The sequence below is a fragment of the Providencia sp. PROV032 genome (assembly GCF_028484875.1).
Lineage (GTDB): Bacteria > Pseudomonadota > Gammaproteobacteria > Enterobacterales > Enterobacteriaceae > Providencia > Providencia rettgeri_E.
In genome coordinates, this window is record NZ_JAMPSX010000010.1 from 42,028 (window position 1) to 63,299 (window position 21,272).

Consider the following 21,272-nt stretch of genomic DNA (forward strand, 5'->3'; position numbering starts at 1 on the left):
AATTAACCGATTTCAATATCCGATAGCGGATGGCAGCAGCAAGGCAGGATTTCTCCGTCCTGCACAAATGCGATAGGTTTTTGTCTATAGCCTACTTTCCCCTGCAATAATGTCACTCGGCATGAACCGCAGTAGCCTTCACGGCATTGGTATTCTACAGGAATACAGCTGTCTTCTAAGGCTTCCAGCAAACACGAATGAACTTCAGTATGGAAGGGGATTTGAACACCCTGCGTTAACCGCAGGGTGATTTTATGACTAGCCATGCTTATAGTTCGAAGTCGCTCAAATCGTCGGTATCGACTTGAGAGTCAATTTGGCCGACTAAATAAGAACTGACTTCAACCTCTTGAGGCGCAACTTGTACGTTATCAGACACCAACCATGCGTTGATCCATGGAATTGGGTTTGAACGCGTTTCAAATGGCAATTTTAGACCGACGGCTTGCATGCGAATATTCGTAATATATTCAACATATTGGCATAAAATATCTTTATTTAAACCAATCATCGAGCCTTCACTGAATAGGTAGTCAGCCCACTCTTTTTCTTGCTCTGCGGCTTGAACGAACAAGTCATAACATTCTTGCTCGCACTCTGCTGCGATTTCGGCCATTTCTGGGTCATCTTGCCCTGAGCGTAACAGGTTTAACATGTGTTGAGTACCCGTTAGGTGCAACGCTTCATCACGCGCAATCAGTTTGATGATTTTCGCGTTTCCTTCCATCAGTTCGCGTTCAGCAAACGCAAACGAACAGGCAAAACTAACATAGAAGCGAATGGCTTCAAGCGCATTAACGCTCATTAGGCACAGGTACAGTTGCTTCTTCAATTGACGCAGAGAAACAGTAACTTGTTTGCCATTGCAAGTATGCGTGCCTTCACCAAACATATGATAGTAGTTGGTCATTTCGATCAGGTCATCGTAAAAACCCGAAATATCTTTAGCACGTTTTAAAATTTCTTCATTTTCAACAATATCGTCAAAAATAATAGCAGGGTCATTCACGATATTACGAATAATATGTGTATACGAACGTGAGTGGATAGTTTCCGAGAACGCCCACGTTTCAACCCAAGTTTCCAGTTCAGGAATCGAAATTAGTGGCAATAATGCCACGTTAGGGCTGCGGCCCTGAATAGAGTCCAGCAGCGTTTGGTACTTCAGATTACTGATGAAAATATGTTTTTCGTGATCTGGCAGCGCATTGTAGTCAATACGGTCGCGCGACACGTCAACTTCTTCAGGGCGCCAGAAAAACGACAGTTGTTTTTCAATCAACTTTTCAAAAATAGGGTACTTTTGCTGATCATAACGCGCCACGTTAACGGGTTGGCCGAAAAACATCGGCTCCAGCATTTGGTCATTCTTTTTCTGTGAAAACGTTGTGTATGTATGTGACATAACAATTCCTATTAAATTTTACACGCGCCGCCTTCGCAATCGGAATCCGCTGACTCAACAACTTCTTCCAGATCGCCTTGAACATCTTCCGCGCCATCGCGGGTGTTATGGTAGTAAAGTGTTTTCACACCAAACTTATAGGCGAGCAATAAATCTTTTAGCAATTGGTTCATTGGCACTTTGCCGCTCTCAAAACGAGTCGGGTCATAGTTTGTGTTAGCAGAAATCGACTGGTCGATAAACTTCTGCATGATACCAACGAGTTGTAAATAGCCACTATTTGAAGGCATTTGCCATAGCAGCTCATAAGCGCCTTTCAGATTTTCGTAATCAGGCACCACTTGGCGCAAGATACCATCTTTAGAGGCTTTAATACTGATATAACCACGCGGTGGTTCAATACCATTGGTTGCGTTAGAAATCTGTGATGATGTTTCTGAAGGCATCAATGCAGACAGCGTCGAGTTACGCAGACCATGTTGTTTGATTTCTTGACGTAATGCTTCCCAATCATAATGTAACGGTTCATTCGTTAACTTATCGAGCTCTTTTTTATAAGTATCGATAGGTAAAACGCCTTGTGCATAGGTTGTTTCGTTGAACCATGGGCACGCACCTTGCTCTTTCGCTAAGTCATTCGAGGCTTTCAATAGATAATATTGAATAGCTTCAAATGTTTTGTGCGTTAAGTTATTCGCGCTACCATCGGAATAGCGAACGCCGTGCTTAGCGAGATAATAAGCGTAGTTAATCACACCAATACCGAGTGTACGACGTCCCATTGAGCCTTGTTTAGCCGCAATAATTGGGTAATCTTGGTAATCAAGCAGGGCATCAAGTGCACGAACAGCTAATATTGCCAGTTCTTCTAATTCATCAAGACTATCAATCGCACCTAAGTTAAACGCTGATAACGTACACAGTGCAATTTCACCGTTTTCGTCATTAATGTTATTTAATGGCTTAGTTGGCAGTGCAATTTCTAAACATAAATTCGACTGACGAACAGGGGCAACCTGTGGGTCAAATGGGCTATGTGTATTACAGTGGTCAACGTTTTGGATATAAATACGGCCAGTAGACGCACGCTCTTGCATCATTAATGAAAATAGCTCAACTGCTTTAACACTCGATTTGCGAATATTTTCATCTTTTTCATATTTCACATATAAACGTTCAAATTCGTCTTGATCTGCGAAAAAGGCGTCATAAAGACCTGGAACGTCGGATGGGCTGAATAATGTAATGTCTTGGTTTTTAATCAAACGTTCGTACATTAACTTGTTTAGTTGCACACCGTAATCCATATGGCGAACACGGTTACCTTCAACCCCACGGTTATTTTTCAGTACCAATAAGCTTTCAACTTCAAGGTGCCAAATCGGGTAGAACAAAGTTGCTGCACCACCACGAACACCACCTTGCGAGCAGGACTTAACCGCAGTTTGGAAATGCTTATAGAACGGAATACAACCCGTATGGAACGCTTCACCGCCACGAATTGGGCTGCCTAATGCACGAATGCGACCCGCATTTACCCCAATTCCTGCACGTTGTGAGACATATTTCACAATTGCGCTTGAGGTTGCATTGATAGAATCTAAGCTATCGCCACACTCAATCAGTACACAAGAACTGAATTGACGTGTTGGAGTACGTACCCCCGCCATAATCGGCGTAGGTAATGAAATTTTGAATGTTGAAACTGCGTCATAGAAACGGCGAATATAATCAAGACGCGTCTCTTTTGGGTAGTGTGAAAACAGGCAAGCAGCGACTAAAATGTATAAAAACTGTGCGCTTTCATAGATTTCACCGGTAACGCGGTTTTGAACCAAATATTTCCCTTCAAGCTGTTTTACCGCAGCATAGGAAAAATTCATATCACGCCAATGGTCTATAAAGCTATCCATTTGCTCGAACTCTGCTTCAGAGTAGTCTTCCAGCAAATGCTTGTCATATTTCCCCATTTCAACGAGGTGTTTAACATGCTTGTATAATGCAGGCGGTTCAAACTGACCATAGGCTTTCTTGCGCAGGTTAAAAATAGCAAGACGAGCAGCGAGATATTGGTAATCAGGTGTATCACCCGTAATTAAATCGGCTGCTGCTTTGATCATCGTTTCGTGAATGTCAGAAGTTCTGATCCCATCATAAAACTGAATCTGTGAACGTAACTCCACTTGAGAAACGGATACGTTACTTAGGCCTTCAGCAGCCCAGGTGATTACCTTGTGGATTTTATCGAGATCAATGCGTTCTTTATGTCCATCACGCTTTGTGACTAACAGACTCTGGTTCATGAGCAAGTACACCTTGGTTGAACTACAAATAGTTTAAAATAAACATAAAAAAGCTCATGGTGTAATGCCATGAGACTAGTTGTGTTATGTTTTGTTGTACCACTATATGTAGTAGTTTGTTTAGAATACCATAACAAGATAATGTTAATGTGTGATTTTATCAAGTGAACAAATTAGCGGGATCTTGTGGATAACTGGTTGGATAAGAAAAATGATCATGTCGGTAAGCTGCATGGTAAAAGGCATTAATAAAAAAAATGCTTCCGACATGAGGACTAAAATAAATTTTGTAAAATGCGATCGTTTGCTGCTTTCTTAAACGTACTGCTTGTGATTTATTCTTTTAGTGACTAAATCGTTATTCACTAATGGTATGGAGCATATAATTCACATCCACATTCGGGCCAAGCCAGAACTTGTCAGTCAACGGATTATAGTGTAACCCTATGATGTGCTGATCTTTTAATTGAGTTCCATCAATCCAGCTAATCAATTCAGAAGGGCGAATAAATTTATTCGCATCATGGGTACCTTTTGGCACCATTTTCATCACATATTCAGCAGCAACCACCGCCATTAACCACGCCTTTTTATTGCGATTAATGGTAGAAAAAATAACATGTCCGCCAGGTTTCACTAATTTAGCGCAAGCTCTAACGACAGATTGAGGGTCAGGAACATGTTCAAGCATTTCCATGCAGGTCACAACATCATAGGCTTGTGGGTGCTTGTCTGCGTGTTGCTCAACGGTTTCTTGTACGTATTCAACTGGAACACCAGACTCAAGAGAATGCAAGCGAGCAACCATTAAGGGTTCTGCGCCCATATCAAGGCCAGTCACTTCCGCGCCTTCACGCGCCATACTTTCGGACAAAATGCCACCACCACAGCCAACATCAAGAATTTTTTTACCGAAAACCCCGTCTACGCGCTGCATAATATAACCTAAACGCAATGGGTTGATGCGGTGTAGTGGGGCGAACTCCCCTTCTAAGTCCCACCAACGTGAGGCAATGGACTCGAATTTTTCGATTTCTTGCTTATCGACGTTAAGGTAGGTTGGGGTTTGGGTGTCATTCATACAAAGAAGCTCCTATTTTTAACCTATTACCCGAAAGCCTATTAACGATAGTTATATTTAAACTGTATTTAAACTACGTTTAATAGGGGGAATAGTAGCCCGATAAGCATTGATGGCTAAAATATAAACAACAATGTAATTATTGCAGTTATTAATTGATAAACCATCAAGTTTCGGACACATAAACTTAATTTTCCGCTATTATACATAGCTTGGAAGACAAATACCCGTCTCTTATTTTTATTAAATTGGCGAATTGTGGTATAGTTCTACTCTTTGAATCCGAAGTTATGAGGGACAGTGGTTCCATGAGCGAGATTGCCAGAGAAATCACACCAGTTAATATCGAAGAAGAGCTTAAAAGTTCGTATTTGGATTATGCAATGTCCGTTATTGTCGGCCGTGCACTTCCAGATGTTCGAGATGGACTGAAGCCAGTACACCGCAGAGTACTGTATGCGATGAATGTATTGGGAAATGATTGGAATAAACCCTATAAAAAATCTGCCCGTATTGTTGGGGACGTCATCGGTAAATACCATCCACATGGTGATAGCGCTGTTTACGAGACAATCGTTCGTCTTGCTCAGCCTTTCTCAATGCGTTACATGCTGGTTGATGGTCAGGGAAACTTCGGTTCTGTTGACGGAGACTCCGCAGCAGCAATGCGTTATACGGAAATCCGTATGGCGAAAATTGCCCATGAACTACTTGCTGATCTTGAAAAAGAAACCGTTGATTTCGTTCCAAACTATGATGGAACAGAGCATATTCCTGAAGTTATGCCAACGAAAATCCCAAACCTGTTGGTGAATGGGTCGTCTGGTATTGCGGTTGGGATGGCAACCAATATTCCTCCTCACAATTTAGGGGAGGTGATTAATGGTTGTCTTGCTTATATAGAAGATGAAGACATCAGTATTGAAGGTTTAATGGAACACATTCCAGGGCCTGACTTCCCAACCGCAGCTATTATTAATGGCCGTCGTGGGATTATTGATGCCTATCGCACAGGGCGTGGCAAGGTCTATATCCGTGCAAGCGCTGAAGTGGAAGTCGATGAGAAAAATGGTCGCGAAACCATTATTGTCAGCGAAATCCCTTATCAAGTGAATAAAGCTCGCTTGATTGAAAAAATTGCTGAGTTAGTTAAAGACAAGCGTGTTGAAGGTATCAGTGCACTGCGTGACGAGTCGGATAAAGACGGTATGCGTATTGTTATTGAAGTCAAGCGCGATGCGGTAGGTGAAGTTGTACTGAACAACTTATATTCCTTGACTCAATTGCAAGTTTCTTTTGGTATCAATATGGTGGCTCTACATCAAGGGCAGCCAAAAATACTGAATTTAAAAGATATCATTGCTGCTTTTGTGCGTCACCGCCGTGAAGTCGTCACTCGTCGTACGATTTTCGAATTACGCAAAGCGCGTGACCGTGCTCATATCCTTGAAGCACTGGCAATCGCCCTTGCTAATATTGACCCAATTATTGAACTGATCCGTAAAGCACCAACACCAGCAGAAGCGAAAGCTGGTTTGATTGCACGTTCTTGGGATTTAGGTAATGTCGCTGCGATGTTAGAGCGTGCGGGAGATGATGCCGCTCGTCCTGAGTGGTTAGAGCCTCAGTTTGGTGTCCATGAAGGGCAATATTTCCTAACTGAGCAACAAGCCCAAGCTATTTTGGATTTACGTCTCCAAAAATTAACGGGTCTTGAGCACGAAAAATTACTGGAAGAGTACCGTGAGCTTCTCGTACAAATTGAAGCATTACTGTTTATTTTGCGTAGTCCTGAACGTTTGATGGAAGTCATCCGCGAAGAATTAGAAATTATTCGCGATACTTATAATGACCCTCGTCGTACAGAAATTACTGAAAATACTGCAGATATCAATATTGAAGACCTGATCAACCAAGAAGATGTGGTGGTAACATTATCACATCAAGGTTATGTGAAATATCAGCCTCTGTCTGATTACGAAGCACAGCGCCGGGGTGGTAAAGGTAAATCTGCAGCACGAACGAAAGACGAAGACTTTATTGATCGCCTTTTGGTGGCCAATACGCATGACACTATTTTGTGCTTCTCAAGCCGTGGTCGCTTGTATTGGATGAAAGTTTACCAACTACCAGAAGCTAGCCGTGGTGCTCGTGGTCGTCCAATCGTTAACTTATTGCCACTTGAACAAGATGAGCGAATTACCGCTATCTTGCCAGTGCGTGAGTACGAAGAGGGCTATAATGTCTTTATGGCAACCGCAAGTGGTACCGTTAAGAAAACACCTTTACAAGAATTCAGCCGCCCAAGAAGCGCAGGTATCATTGCGGTTAACTTGAATGACGGTGATGAGCTGATTGGTGTCGATTTAACAGATGGCTCAAATGAAGTTATGCTGTTCTCCGCTCAAGGTAAAGTCGTCCGCTTCGCTGAAGATGCTGTTCGCCCAATGGGACGTACCGCTACAGGGGTGCGTGGTATTAAATTAATGGATAACGACAAAGTCGTTTCTTTGATTATCCCACGTGGCGAAGGGCACATCTTAACAGTGACAGAGAACGGATACGGTAAACGTACTGAAGAAGCTGAGTACCCGACTAAGTCTCGTGCAACTCAAGGGGTTATCTCCATTAAAGTGAGTGAGCGTAACGGTAATGTTGTTGGTGCCATTCAGGTTGATGAAACTGACCAAATCATGATGATCACAGACGCAGGAACATTAGTGCGTACACGTGTGTCTGAAGTGAGCGTCGTTGGCCGTAATACACAAGGTGTTACCTTGATTAGAACGGCTGAAGATGAAAAAGTTGTTGGTTTACAGCGCGTTGCTGAAACGGATGATGATGAAAACATTGATGATGAAAACATTGATAACGAGAATGCAAATGAAAACACGGAAGAAAATGGTGTTGATGATGCAAATATCGACGATCAAGAGTAATCACAACGTTTAATTTAATGAACGGGCAGCATAACTAGCTGCCCGTTTTAGTTTCTAATTTAAATGTCTTTATTTTATTACTTTTCATGTTTGTCGCTTTTTTATCATGTAATCGAGTATAATTAGCGATCATAGTATCGAATATACAGGAAAGCGCTTGAGATATTTACCCTCGTTTAAAACATCACTTAGACTTTCTCGGGATTTATTTCGTATCCTCGGCTTGATGTTGTGGGGCATGGGTGTTTTTATCACTTTATTTTTCCTTTATTCGCAATTTAATGAATACAAATCTGATCTTCGTCAGCAGTTCTATTCTGGGTATGAAAACCTACAAGTCTATATTCAGCAAACGGCAGCGACTCTGAATTCTATTCAGTCGATGACTGATCTGTACCAAATAAAGCTGCAAGAATCGACAGAGGAAAATACTTTTACGAGTAAATTTATGGAGTTGCCAAATGCCTCTAATTACTCGTTCTATAAATTAACTCCGAATACGGATTGTGATCATTTTAGGGATAAAGCTGAAAACTATTTGCAGGCTTTTGAACAATTAAATTATTTTTGGAAAGAGAGTATTGCAGCGCCTCAAGCTTTAAATCATGTCTTTTTAGTGGGTTCGAAAAGTTATTGTCTGGTGGATTATCCTATTCGTTCTACCATATCGGATATAGAAATACTAAAAAAAGTCAGTTACGAAAGTGTGCGAACTTATCAAGGTTTAAGGCTACAAGGCAAAGAGCGTAAATTATTTACAATTATGCATGGTGCTCAGCCGGATTATGGACAGGTTTACTTAATTCAAGCAATTAAGCATGATAATCTGCTCCCCGCATTTATTGGGCTAGAACGTACAATTAATTTGAATCAATTTAATATTCGCCGCAATAAAGCTATTGAAATATTGATTATTAATGATTATAACCAGCCTGTTTTATATTCGCCGATAGATATCAACCCTAAGGACTCAGCACTGCTCAATATTTCTGCGCCTTCATTTTTCGGTTTTAACTCAGATTACTCAAAATTAATCTTCAAAAAAAGGTTAGCACCTTCTCAAATTACGGTCATTTTCTCAATTGCGACGTCGGAAATATTAGCGAGTTTAGAAAACACCATTTTTTACGGTATCCTCCTAAATATTTTTACGGGTGGACTGATTTTCTTTTTAATTTGGTTACTTGAAAGGAAAATGCTCGAACCCGCAGAGAACACTGCGATACGGCTTGAGGAACACGAACAATTCAACCATAAAATTGTGGCATCAGCCCCTGTGGGTATCATCATCTTAAGATTAACCGATGGCGGTAATATTCTTAGTAATGAACTAGCTCATGACTATTTTCGGTTATTAAATGATGATGATAAACAGCGTATATTGACAATTATTCGCCAGAAAACGAGCAACTATATTGATGTAGTGACAACCAATGGTACACACTTGCAAATTAGCTTTGTAAACTCACGATATCAAAATGAAGACGTCGCTATTTGTGTTTTAGTCGATATCAGCATTCGCGTGCAAATGGAAAAATCGCTGCAAGATGTGGCCGATGCAGCTGAACAAGCTAACCATGCTAAGTCAATGTTTTTGGCGACTGTTAGCCATGAATTAAGAACGCCATTGTATGGAATTATTGGTAACATAGAGTTACTACAACGTTATGAATTATCAGAGAAAGCAACACGTTTAGTTTCAACTATGGATAATTCATCATCACTTTTATTACAGATTATTAGTGATATTTTAGACTTTTCAAAAATTGAATCTAAGCAATTGAAAATAGAAAGTAAATTATTTAATTGTCGAGAGGTTTTTGCGTTTGTATTAGCGAACTATTTGCCATTAGTGACTAAGAAAAAAATATCATTATATTCCTATATTGAACCAGATATTCCTGATCTCATTTTGAATGATCCAGTTCGTCTACAACAAGTGATTTCCAATATTGTTAATAATAGTATTAAGTTTACGGAATCCGGTTTTGTATTGCTTTATGTTTGGAAAGATGAAAATTATTTAAAGATAGAAATCCGTGATTCAGGGATTGGAATGACCCATTCAGTGGTTATGCAATTATTTGACCCATTTTTTCAAGTTTATGAGCAAAATAATTTGGGTCATAAAGGAACCGGTTTAGGTTTAGCTATTTGTGAAAAACTGGTTAACCTCATGGATGGTGATATTGAAGTCAGCTCACAAATTGGGCTTGGTAGTTCATTTACTATTCGTATTCCTTTATATGGGCAAGAGTATACGAAGAAAAATATTCCAGAATATCGAGCACATTATCGCATTGCTATTTTGTGTCGAAATGAATTTTTAATGAGCTTTCTCTTGCGTTTGTTAAGTCATGAGCAATTTACAGTTGTTAGCCATAGCACAATTGATAAAACACAAAAATATAATTTACTAATAACCGATTATGAGCATGTTGAGGGGATAATCTACGAACATCATATCCAGTTATCAAGTGGTTATGCAGGTGAGCTTCAGGAAATAAAACAGAATCAATGGATTTATAATACATATCAATTAGATAAATTACCTATGTTAATTGATAAAGCCATCATGAGAACCATGGAACAATCGCAAAAAAATAGTATGACAAATCAACTGTTGGTCGCTGATCATACGTTAGGTGAATGTCATGTATTGATTGTTGATGACCACCCAATTAACCGAGCATTATTGAGTGAACAATTAACGACTATCGGTTTTACTACTGGCACAGCAGTAGATGGGTTAGATGCATTAAAATATTTAGATAATCATCATGTTGATATTATTTTAACAGATGTAAATATGCCAAATATGGATGGTTACCAGCTGGCAAAAGAGCTACGGCGTTTAACGTTTAACTTACCAATTATCGCATTAACTGCTAATGCAATGGCAGAAGAAAAACAACGTTGTATTAATGCAGGAATGAATGATTGTTTATCAAAACCGACAACAATTGCAATTTTACGTGAGACCTTGACTCGTTATTGTTGAAAGTGGCTGAAAAATAAAGGCAAAAATAAAAACCCATAGCTGGGTTTTTATTGGTGTAGTCTTGTAGTTGAAATAAGATCACTCTGAAGGCGAGTTATCAATACTGACGGAAGAAAGGTAATTCAGTAGCGCTATATCATTTTCAACGCCTAATTTCAGCATGGCTGATTTTTTCTGGCTACTAATTGTTTTTATACTGCGGTTAAGTTTTTTGGCAATTTCAGTGACTAGGAAACCTTCAGCAAACAAACGTAGCACTTCACTTTCTTTTGGTGATAAACGTTTGTCACCATAGCCGCTTGCATTGACTTTTTCCAGCAGTTTGCTCACGCTTTCTGGTGTGAATTTTTTACCTTTTTGCAAAGCCGCTAACGCTTTAGGTAAATCAGCCGGTGCACCTTGTTTGAGCACAATCCCTTCAATATCCAACTCTAAGATCGCGCTAAGAATGGCTGGATTATTATTCATTGTAAGAACAATAATTGATAGGTCAGGATAATGCCGTTTGATGTATTTGATTAAAGTTATACCATCACCATATTTATCACCTGGCATTGATAAATCAGTAACTAGCACATCTGCATTTAAACGTGCTAAGTTATTAATCAAAGAAGTTGAGTCCTCAAATTCCCCTACGATATTCACCCATTCAATTTGTTCAAGTGATTTTCTGATGCCGAAAAGAACGATAGGGTGATCATCGGCAACAATGACATTTAGGTTATTCATATTATTGGTTACCTTCTGGCATTAGTTTTTTGACTGAATTATCCAGCATGCTAATGCAATTTTTTATTTCCAATCCGTTTTCATCTGCTATGTAACGCTCTAAATCTTCACAAAGCGTATGAAGATAAGTAAATTCGAGCATAGCAAAAACTCCTTTTAAACGATGTGCAGTGTTTTTCAATTCGGTCAAATCCTCAACACTTTCACTATTATACAGTTTATTAATATCTATCGGTACTGTTGTGATAAACAAATCTCGATATCCACTATTTGCTAGTGATAATTGATAACTTACAATTGCATTTTCTATTGATTCATTCGAGCTCTGTGAAAGCACTTGAGTATCAACATGGTGTGAAATCAAATTACCATAATAGTCATGTTCATCACCTGCATTTTCGATCAGCAATGAGATAGCATCAATTAATTCATCAGCAAAATTATAGTTAGCTTCAATGTAATGAGGTTGTAATTGATTGATTCCAGATAGAGAGCCATTCACTTTAACAATATTTTCAAAACATTCCTCATTATTATCAGTTATCAAAAGATCCCAGTTAGTATGGGGAGAACTCTCACTTAAATCCAAATATTCCGCGCCATAATTTGTGAGTATGTTCCTCACAATCCGAGAGATATCCGCATTATGTATATTTAAGCGAATACAAATATCTTCCAATAAAGCGGGGTAGTCATTGATGAGCATCTCCTTGGCTGCTGGAAGCGTAATTTCATAATGAGTCCCGATTGCATCACTTGAGCGAATAGAAAAAACACCATTCATTTTTTTGACCAGTAACTTACATAGATAAAACGTTATGCCAGAGCGTGTAAAGTTAGAAGCGTTCAATATTTGCCCAGTAAAGGGGCTTTGTAAATTACTCAGTTCTTGGTTACTGACTCCCGTTCCACTGTCTTTTATGCTCAACAGGATTACATTTTTACTGGGGTCATAAGATAGCGTGAATGAAATTTTTCCAAAAGAGGTTGTAGCAATAGAATAATCCCAAATAAGTTGTATTAACTGCGTTAAATAATCTGGATTTGCCACGATAAGTGAATCTGGATTAACGTTATTATGAAAATAAAGCGATAACCCTTTGTTATTACAGTGGGATAGATTTTGCTTCAAAAATTGGCTAACTAAGTTACTGATAGAAACATTCTCAGTTTTGATAGGTTCAGCTTGGGACTCTAGCTGATTTAATAAGCTAATATTTTGAAACCAACGATTGATAAGGAAAAGCTGATTTTCAATTTTTAAAATAAATCCACGGTTATTTATATCGGTTATTTCAGCTAATCTAGCTAATTGATTATCCACTTTAATTAATGAGGGTAATATTTCACTGCACATATTCTCAAATACTACCTTGCGCATGTGAATATTTTTTTTGTATTCGCGATTAGCAAGTTCTTGGCGTTTTTGTGTCAACGCCTCTTTATCTTTGTCCATAATAATAAAGAGCGCAGTGTTTGATTTTGACATGTTATCGACAAGTATAACTTCATATACAATATTCTCGATAGAAACTTGAATCACATCATGGTGTTCCATCGCCATTTCTTTAATGTGAACAAGATCCATCGAAGGTAATAGTTGGTTAGCAATGTCATTGCTCAGGATCTTTTTGTTAGTGTTAAAGTCATAAACTAAAATGCCATATGAAATATGACTGATAATGTCGCTAGTCAGTGAGGCATTAAAACTCAGCTCTTGCAACATATTGGTATTGGGTGAAATAAGGCGCTTACGAATAAAAATCATGATCAGTAAAGCGAATAAGATCATGATAAGCATGCCTGTCATTAGCCATAAGTTATAACTAATAACATTAAAAATAATACTTTTTAATGAAACATGGTAGTAAAGCTGATATCCAGTGCCATCAATAGGGTGGGAGAAAATGAGGTTGGTCCCTGACCAAGTTGAATGTGATTCATTGCTTCCCGTACTTGAAGGGCGCGCATTAATCGTAAAAAAATTCCCATTTAAACTTGGAGGGATCAGTGAATTGATAGAAATATCAAAGGATATAACGCTAGTTAACTGCCCCGGTGAATTGAACATTAGCCGATAAGTATAGTAGAAAAGGTTATCGGGAGAGTATTTTTGAATATTTGAAATTATTTCCCGTCGATCTAACAATGTTGATTGGGTCAACATATCAGCACGCTTTTCTTCAGCTGTTAATGTGAGATAACTTTCTTTAAAACGGAGCTCAGGTTTAAGAATTGAATGGGTGGTCACTAAAACTAAGGTGTTGTCCAATCCATTGAGATAATACATCGAGTTATATTCGTTACGGGCTCCCCACACAATCTCCATATAATTTGCAAGTTTAGAGGCTAAAACATTATTACTTTGCTTATTATTACCAAATACAATGGCATCAATGGATTGATTCGCACTACTTAGCCAAAAAATATCATGACGGATACCTGTCACAGCAAGGTTATCGGTAGGGGGGACTGAAGATTTGTCATTGGCAATTTTGTAGATATGGCTCGCTTGATAACGATAATCTTCGATTTGATATGCTAACCGACTGGCCATGCTGTTTAAGCTGGTTTGACGGCTTTGAACCAATGCTTGGTAGTAATTAAAGAGTGATAAACAGAGCATCACAATTAGCAACAGAATAAATGCGGCAAAGATACGAAAAAGCGTGCTCGGTTTTAATAATGATTGTTTGTACATACTGTGGCAAGTCGTCCCATCGGCAAAGTAGTATTAGGTTAAAAATCATACGCCTAGAGAAAGGATAGACACCGATTTTGCACAGATATTACCATTTTTATTGGAAAACAGAGAACAATTGAGTGAAGATTAGCCAAACGAAGTAAAAAAATCAATTTTTTTACTTTCAGGGGTAGACAAGTTGGTGGGATTCCTCCATAATCGCGCCCCATGGAGAGATGGCCGAGCGGTCGAAGGCAGCGGTCTTGAAAACCGCCGATGGGCAACCATCCTAGAGTTCGAATCTCTATCTCTCCGCCATATTCGCCGGCTTAGCTCAGTTGGTAGAGCAACTGACTTGTAATCAGTAGGTCACCAGTTCGACTCCGGTAGCCGGCACCAAATAAGAACCCGCTACATCTCATTGATGTAGCGGGTTTTTTCTTTTTGTTTTTGTGTAGTAAATTGATCTTCTGGTTACACCTCTTATAAACTAGATGACAAATAGAATTTGCCCCCCGCTAAGCTAACATTATTGAAATTCATTGAGGGAGTGAAGAGATGAAAAGAATCAACAGGTATCAGGTCGAGGATTTTATTACAACGCTAGGTGATGTCATTCTCAGTGGTGATGAGGTTAATGTATCTCCAAAGCACGACATTGTTATTGGACTAGAGCCTGAGCAAATAGCTAACTTTGATAACTTAAAAGGCTTTATAGTAGAAATTAGTAGAGCGATTCCAGACTTTGATAACCAAGTTCAACGATACTTTTATAGTCGCACTAATGAGCCTGACTTCCCTCATCATTTAAGCGTTATTTATATTGAAGAAGACACCATCATATTGGATTACTGGTCTGAGATGGTTAATAATCAATTCACAATGACATTTCAATACAATAACGGGTTCTGGAAGTTGATTGACGCAAATGGTAGAAAACCAGATTGATTAACCTAATTTAGACTGCTCTTGGGGTGGTCAGGCTATTACCTGTAATTCTTATCATTTAACTATTTTGGGTCGCTGGTGGGACATATTTTAGATATCATTATGCAGAAGAAGAACATCAATTTTTCTTTCCATCGGTGATTATGGTGGCACTCTTGAAAGTGCCAATAAAGAAATAACGATTAAATTGACAAAAATCAGCAAAAAAAGTCGCAAAATGACAAAAGTACATATTAATAGTGAGATTAATTAAGCGATATATGTGATAATTTTGTCTGTTCTTTACTGTTGAAGTGATTACGTTTTAGCTTAACCGATACACAGTTCTGAAGAAGGGAAAATGGACTTCACAGTGCTATTTATTGGCCATACTAAAAATTAAAATATTGCTTAACTGCTTGGAAAAGGTTATCCGACTGTTATCTCCTCAAATGGAAGATACATTGTAAGGATATTCAGATAGTTGTGGGCGAAAGCCCATCTTGTTGTAGTAATCATGTTGAATTTCAAAGACTAAATACTGTCTAAAATAGCGTGCATTCTGCAAAGGCGAAGTATTGGGAGATATAATGTACGCCAAAAACCCATTTTCACGGAAATTGGTCCATCCAAAGTACTTAGTAACATGGGTGGGGGTTTTTATCTTATTTTTATTAGTTCAATTACCTTATAAATGGCAAATGTGGCTTGGTGCTTTTCTAGGTAGTAATTCACGGTATTTTATTAAGAGAAGAGTATCAATAATTAAACAAAATTTAGAGTTATGTTTTCCAAATAAAAATAAAAATGAAATAGATACTCTGGTAAATGACAACCTAAAATCTTTAGGTATCGCATTATTTGAGACAGGGATAGCCTGGTTCTGGAGCGATAAAAAAGTTAAAAAATTATTTCAAGTAAAAGGAATGTCTAATTATTTAGATGCGATTGGGAAAAATAAAGGTGTAATTATCGTTGGGGTCCATTTTATGTCACTTGAGTTAGGTGGACGGATTATGGGCCTTTGTTTCCCAGTTAATGCAATGTATCGGCCTCATAATAATAAAGCGATGGAATATATTCAAACAAAGGGGCGGTGCCGTTCTGGCAAAGGAATGATTGACCGTAAAAATTTAAAATTTATGGTTCAAGAATTGAAAAGCGGCAAGTCCATCTGGTTTGCACCTGACCAAGACTTTGGACGAAAAGGGACGATATTTGCGCCATTCTTTTCTGTTAAAAATACCTCCACATCAAAGGGGACATCTATACTTGCTCAATTATCTAAATCACCGACACTCACAGTAACATTATTGAGAAACAAGAGTGGGGTGAATTATGATTTAGTATTGGGTAAACAAATAATAGGATACCCAAGTTGTAATGCGTTACAGGATGCAACAATAATTAACGCTGTTTTAGAGACCGAAATATTGAAAGCACCTGAACAGTACCTTTGGGCCCATAGACGTTTTAAAACTAGGCCTGAAGGGGAAACGTCACTCTATAACTAGCCTTATAATTTATTTATAATGTCAGGTACCATAGAGGGGTAAAAAAGAACTTGTAGGCTTTCTATTGATAACCATTTTTATCTTATCGCTTTTTCTAGCATATAATACAAAACGAGATAAACAGATGTTTACCTCGTTTGATCAATGAATTATGTTATTTTTAGTGTAAGGCTTCTCGTTATAACCAGCTGTGTAGCATAAAGTATGATAATGAAAATATAAAAATTATCATTAGGTGTTGGAGCACCTTTAAAAACAAAAGAAATCTTCTTATTTGATTCATTGTTTCCTGCTTAGCTAATAAAAAATGGCTAATTAAAAGTCTTATATAGTGTAGTAACACTGGCTATAAAATACCAATTTCTTAATGAAATATTAAAAAAATGTGAAATACATTACATATAATAAGTAAAAATAACTAAGATAATGAGTATTTAAAAATAAAAAATAACAGGTTATTTGTTGCGTAAAATAGAATCACTTTCAATAATGTTATTAATCGAAAGTGATTCTAGTATAGAGTTGTTTTAGAATAAACTAAAAACTTTTTTCATATTCACGAGCTTTTTTATCATCATAATTATGTTCCCATTTGGCAATAACAAGAGCGGCTAGGGCGTTACCTACAACATTAAGTGCCGTGCGTGCCATATCTAAAATTCGGTCTACACCTGCGATGAATGCAAGCCCTTCTAGTGGGATCCCTACACTTCCGAGTGTGGCAAGAAGAACAACAAATGAAACGCCAGGGACACCCGCAATACCTTTAGACGTGATCATAAGCGTAAATACTAGGATAAGTTCTTGTCCAATAGAGAGTTCGATACCATAGAGTTGGGCAATAAAAATAGCGGCAATACTTTGGTACAATGTTGAGCCATCTAAATTAAATGAATAACCGATTGGAATAACAAAGCTTGTTACGGATTTAGGCGCTCCATATTTTTCCATTTTATCCATAATACGAGGAAGCACAGTTTCAGAGCTGGCTGTTGAATAGGCGAGTAATAACTCATCTTTCAATATCATCATTAAAGTGAAAATATTTATTCGACAATAACGGGCGACTAATCCTAATACAACCACAGCAAAAAATATAATTGCACAATGGACAAGTATAACAAGTTTCAACAAAGGCACTAAAGATGAGAAACCAAAGTTAGCGACGGTAACGGATATTAGTGCAAAAACCCCGATTGGAGCATACATCATAATCATGTTTGTCACACGGAACATGGTTTCAGAGAAAGTCTGTAGTACACTGAGTAATGGTTGTTTTTTCTCAGAAGGTAAAGAAGAAAGCCCCAAACCAAATAATACAGCAAAAAAGATGACAGGCAGCATGTCACCACTTGCCATAGCAGCGAAAATATTACTTGGCACTAAAGTTAGGATCGTATTAATGATCCCAGAAGGGTGGCTTTCAACTTCTTGAGTGGTTTTTTCATATTGTGAGATGTCGACTTGTGTTAATTGCGACATGTCGATACCAACACCTGGTTCGAATATATTCGCAAAAGAAATACCGACGATAATGGCAATTGTAGTAATAATTTCAAAATAAAGGATAGTTTTGAAACCGAGCGAACCGAGTTGTTTGGTATTACCAACCCCTGCGATCCCAACAATTAACGTTGATATAACGATAGGAACAACAATCATTTTGATTAACTGAATAAATATTTTACCCGCCGGGGAAAGAATATTTAAAATTAACCAGTCTTTATACTCTGAATTATCATGTAAAAGCGCCCCAGCAATAACACCTAAAATAAGAGCAAGTAATATTTGCCATCCTAGGCCAAATTTAAACGGCTTCTTTTTAGTCACTTGGTTTAATATCATAATTAAATCTCATTTATATTAATAATTTTAATGTATTTGTTTTTTTGTTATCATAAATTTTATATCGAATATTCGGTAAAACTACAACTATTAACTCGATAAATTTGAGTAATTTCAACGAGTGATCGATGTAAATATATTTCTAATGTTAAAAGTAAAGCGATAAATGGCGATGTATGTAAAATTTTGGGGTTAAATGTGAATGGTTGAGTGATTTTTAATGTCTAAATGTTACCAAAGGTAAGCCTGATAAATATTCCAAAAATATTAATGATATGGTTTTTATGTTGTTTGTTTTTGTAAACAAAGGCGGATTAAATGAGAAACAGACAACAACACTTTATTTTTATCGAATAAGCGATTGAATGTGATTTTATATTTAAAGTATTAGATTTAATTAAAATTAAATCTGGCTAGATTAATAGATAGTATTGAGATACTAAAGGATTTCAATAAATGATTTCTTATTCTAATTTATATAATGAAATTAGTGAGGAGTAGGCGAGTTAAACAAAAAAAGTAAAACGTCAAACAACTTAAAGAGCAGATTGTTTTCGTTTAAATGCTGCGAGCAGTGTACGTTCAGAGAGATCTAAGTAACTACGTAACATATTGGCCGCATCTATATTCTGGCCAGAATCTAATAAATTAAGAATAGAGTAGTTTTTATCAATATAGGGTGCATATAAAATTTTAGGGTCATTGAGGTGGCCAAAGGCCAACCGTAATTCAGCAGACACATTACGGTATAATTTAATTAGGCGTTCGCTGTCAGATAATTCGACAATGGCCGTGTGAAATTTCATATTTGCAGTCCCTACCCCCACCCAGTTCTCTGTCTTTTCATGCTCTCGAGCTTCTTGAACTGCATCTTTCATTTTTTGAACTGATGGATGTAAGGCATATGCATGCATTAGTGCATCACATTCAATAAGTCGGCGAACTTGATAAATATCGATAATGGCAGCCATGTCTGGCACTGAGACAAATACGCCCTTATTTGGGGCATAAGTTAATAAACCTTCCTGCGTGAGTACGCGAAATACTTCCCGTAATGTATTTCGAGAAATATCGAGTTCTTCACTTAATGCCGCTTCAGATAAGCGTTGACCTGGTGTTATTTCCCCAATGGTTATCTTATGACGTATAACTTCCGCAATAGAAACAGATAAAGTTTGGACAACAGGTTGTTTTTTCATAATAAAGGCGAATTTTAGTCTCAGGGGGCAATAAGCCGTTATATTCACATATTCAAATTATAGCAGCAAGTTTCATTTCTCCTTACCACATTCCCTCCTTGTATTTGCACAAGAATAGTGAAATTAAAATTTATTGCATCAATTTGGTGCAATTTGCTGGGTAAGTGATATGGCCGGTGAGTCAAAATTGTTAAAAAAGTGATCTCGTCTTGATTTTTAAACGACCAATTACGATTTCTATTGATTGTTTATTCATCATTCAATACTAATTGTTCAACAATTCATTAAAAATGAATTAACAATATAGTTAACAAGTAGAACAATGGCACGATAATTGCCTTAGTGATTATGACATCAACAACCACATCAATAATTAAAACAATAACTATTAGAGGAGTATGCACATGGCAGCTCAAGAAAGTGCACCAACTACTGCTGAATATGTGAAAAGCCGTCGTTCATCATTGATAAGCGCAATCTTTTTAATGGCAACCTCAGCCATTGGGCCTGGGTTTATCACTCAAACTGCGACTTTTACCGTGACATTAGGGGCTGCTTTTGCCTTCGGAATTTTAGCGTCTATTGTGATTGACTTCATTGTTCAGCAGAACATATGGCGGGTTGTTACCCTGACTAAAATGCACTCATCAGAAATTGCGAATGCCACAATTCCTGGGAGTGGTTATTTATTAGCGATATTAGTTATTTTTGGCGGGTTAATTTTTAATATTGGTAATATTGCAGGTGCAGGGTTAGGGCTTAATGCCTTAGTCGGCTTAGATCCTAAATGGGGAGGTTTGATTAGCGCATTATTAGCAATTTATATATTTTCCTCTCGCAAGGCCAGTACGTTTATTGACCGGTTAATTATTGGCTTAGGTGTCGTGATGATCGGCTTAACTTTATTTGTCGCTATCGCATCAAACCCTCCTGTTGGGGAAGCATTACGCCAAAGCGTATTACCTGACACAGTTGATTTTGCCATGATAACCACCATTGTTGGGGGTACTGTCGGGGGATATATCTGTTATGCAGGTGCTCATCGTTTATTAGATAAAGGCGCTGTTGGTATTGAAAATATTAAAATTGTCTCTAGCGCTGCCACAAAAGGCATCCTCGTTGTTGGGCTGATGCGGTATATTTTATTCTTGGCTATCTTAGGCGTCGTCGCAAGTGGTGTAACTATTGATATTTCGGGTCATGCGGCCAACCCTGCATCTCAAGCATTTCAGGCTGCCGCAGGTAATTTTGGTTTACGTATCTTTGGTTTAATCCTATGGGCTGCGGCACTCACCAGTGTAATTGGTGCGGCGTATACCTCAATGAGTTTCTTAACGGCATTTAAGTCTTCTATTACAGAAAGACAACGTAATGTCGCAACCATCTTATTCATTGCAGTTTCTCTGGTTGTCTATTTATTCATGGGAACGGCTCCTGCGGCACTACTGGTTTTTGCTGGTGGTTTCAATGGGTTAATTTTACCGATTGGCTTAACTTTATTTGTTTATATTGGCTGGAAACGTTCAGATTTAATGTCGGGTTATCATTATCCGCGTTGGTTACTATGGTCTGGTGTTGTGACGTGTGCACTCACTTGGTATATGGGTGTGATGTCTGTCGGTGCCATCTTTAATTATCTGAAATAA

General features: G+C 38.0%; 13 protein-coding genes and 2 tRNA genes. 7 read left to right on the forward strand and 8 right to left on the reverse strand.

Annotated elements, in window-relative coordinates; genetic code table 11:
* Positions 1-2: 2 nt before the first annotated feature.
* The 4 genes from yfaE to ubiG all read right to left on the reverse strand — a co-directional run bounded on the left by yfaE (position 3) and on the right by ubiG (position 4,789).
* Entirely contained in the window at positions 3-266 is a 264-nt protein-coding gene (gene yfaE, locus PSF42_RS09020) for a class I ribonucleotide reductase maintenance protein YfaE (protein WP_125891270.1), read from the reverse strand.
* A 2-nt stretch (positions 267-268) separates the two neighbouring features.
* Complete coding sequence (gene nrdB / locus PSF42_RS09025) at positions 269-1,405, reverse strand: class Ia ribonucleoside-diphosphate reductase subunit beta (RefSeq protein ID WP_004259897.1); 1,137 nt, start codon at positions 1,403-1,405, stop codon at positions 269-271.
* A gap of 11 nt (positions 1,406-1,416) precedes the next feature.
* Entirely contained in the window at positions 1,417-3,708 is a 2,292-nt protein-coding gene (gene nrdA, locus PSF42_RS09030; protein WP_272679869.1) for a class 1a ribonucleoside-diphosphate reductase subunit alpha, read from the reverse strand.
* Between the two features lie 358 nt (positions 3,709-4,066).
* Positions 4,067-4,789 (reverse strand): bifunctional 2-polyprenyl-6-hydroxyphenol methylase/3-demethylubiquinol 3-O-methyltransferase UbiG, encoded by a 723-nt coding sequence (gene ubiG / locus PSF42_RS09035; RefSeq protein ID WP_272679870.1) that lies wholly within the window; start codon positions 4,787-4,789, stop codon positions 4,067-4,069.
* A gap of 308 nt (positions 4,790-5,097) precedes the next feature.
* Here ubiG and gyrA point away from each other — a divergent pair, with 308 nt between their 5' ends.
* Entirely contained in the window at positions 5,098-7,728 is a 2,631-nt protein-coding gene (gene gyrA, locus PSF42_RS09040; protein WP_213912545.1) for a DNA topoisomerase (ATP-hydrolyzing) subunit A, read from the forward strand.
* A 214-nt stretch (positions 7,729-7,942) separates the two neighbouring features.
* Entirely contained in the window at positions 7,943-10,729 is a 2,787-nt protein-coding gene (rcsC, locus tag PSF42_RS09045; RefSeq protein ID WP_442959224.1) for a two-component system sensor histidine kinase RcsC, read from the forward strand.
* A 78-nt stretch (positions 10,730-10,807) separates the two neighbouring features.
* Here the strand turns inward: rcsC and rcsB are convergent, their stop codons facing one another.
* Both rcsB and rcsD read right to left on the reverse strand, forming a co-directional pair.
* A complete protein-coding gene (gene rcsB, locus PSF42_RS09050) occupies positions 10,808-11,458 on the reverse strand; it encodes a response regulator transcription factor RcsB (RefSeq protein WP_004259923.1) in 651 nt (216 codons plus the stop codon).
* Position 11,459: 1 nt separating this feature from the next.
* Positions 11,460-14,159, reverse strand: coding sequence for a phosphotransferase RcsD (rcsD, locus tag PSF42_RS09055; protein ID WP_272679872.1), 2,700 nt, complete (start codon positions 14,157-14,159; stop codon positions 11,460-11,462).
* A 212-nt stretch (positions 14,160-14,371) separates the two neighbouring features.
* Between rcsD and PSF42_RS09060 the strand changes: the two genes are divergently transcribed.
* The 4 genes from PSF42_RS09060 to lpxL all read left to right on the forward strand — a co-directional run bounded on the left by PSF42_RS09060 (position 14,372) and on the right by lpxL (position 16,582).
* Positions 14,372-14,459 (forward strand) — tRNA-Ser (locus tag PSF42_RS09060).
* Positions 14,460-14,464: 5 nt separating this feature from the next.
* Positions 14,465-14,540, forward strand: a tRNA-Thr gene (locus tag PSF42_RS09065).
* Positions 14,541-14,699: 159 nt separating this feature from the next.
* Positions 14,700-15,089 (forward strand): hypothetical protein, encoded by a 390-nt coding sequence (locus PSF42_RS09070; RefSeq protein ID WP_125891264.1) that lies wholly within the window; start codon positions 14,700-14,702, stop codon positions 15,087-15,089.
* A gap of 569 nt (positions 15,090-15,658) precedes the next feature.
* The gene (lpxL, locus tag PSF42_RS09075) at positions 15,659-16,582 is read left to right on the forward strand and encodes an LpxL/LpxP family Kdo(2)-lipid IV(A) lauroyl/palmitoleoyl acyltransferase (protein ID WP_125891263.1); all 924 of its coding nucleotides are present in this window, start codon (positions 15,659-15,661) and stop codon (positions 16,580-16,582) included.
* Positions 16,583-17,119: 537 nt separating this feature from the next.
* Here the strand turns inward: lpxL and gltP are convergent.
* Together gltP and PSF42_RS09085 are read right to left on the reverse strand one after the other, a co-directional pair.
* A complete protein-coding gene (gene gltP / locus PSF42_RS09080; RefSeq protein WP_272679873.1) occupies positions 17,120-18,427 on the reverse strand; it encodes a glutamate/aspartate:proton symporter GltP in 1,308 nt (435 codons plus the stop codon).
* 536 nt (positions 18,428-18,963) lie between these two features.
* Entirely contained in the window at positions 18,964-19,626 is a 663-nt protein-coding gene (locus PSF42_RS09085; RefSeq protein ID WP_125891261.1) for a GntR family transcriptional regulator, read from the reverse strand.
* 404 nt (positions 19,627-20,030) lie between these two features.
* Between PSF42_RS09085 and PSF42_RS09090 the strand changes: the two genes are divergently transcribed.
* Positions 20,031-21,272, forward strand: coding sequence for an NRAMP family divalent metal transporter (locus PSF42_RS09090; RefSeq protein ID WP_125891260.1), 1,242 nt, complete (start codon positions 20,031-20,033; stop codon positions 21,270-21,272).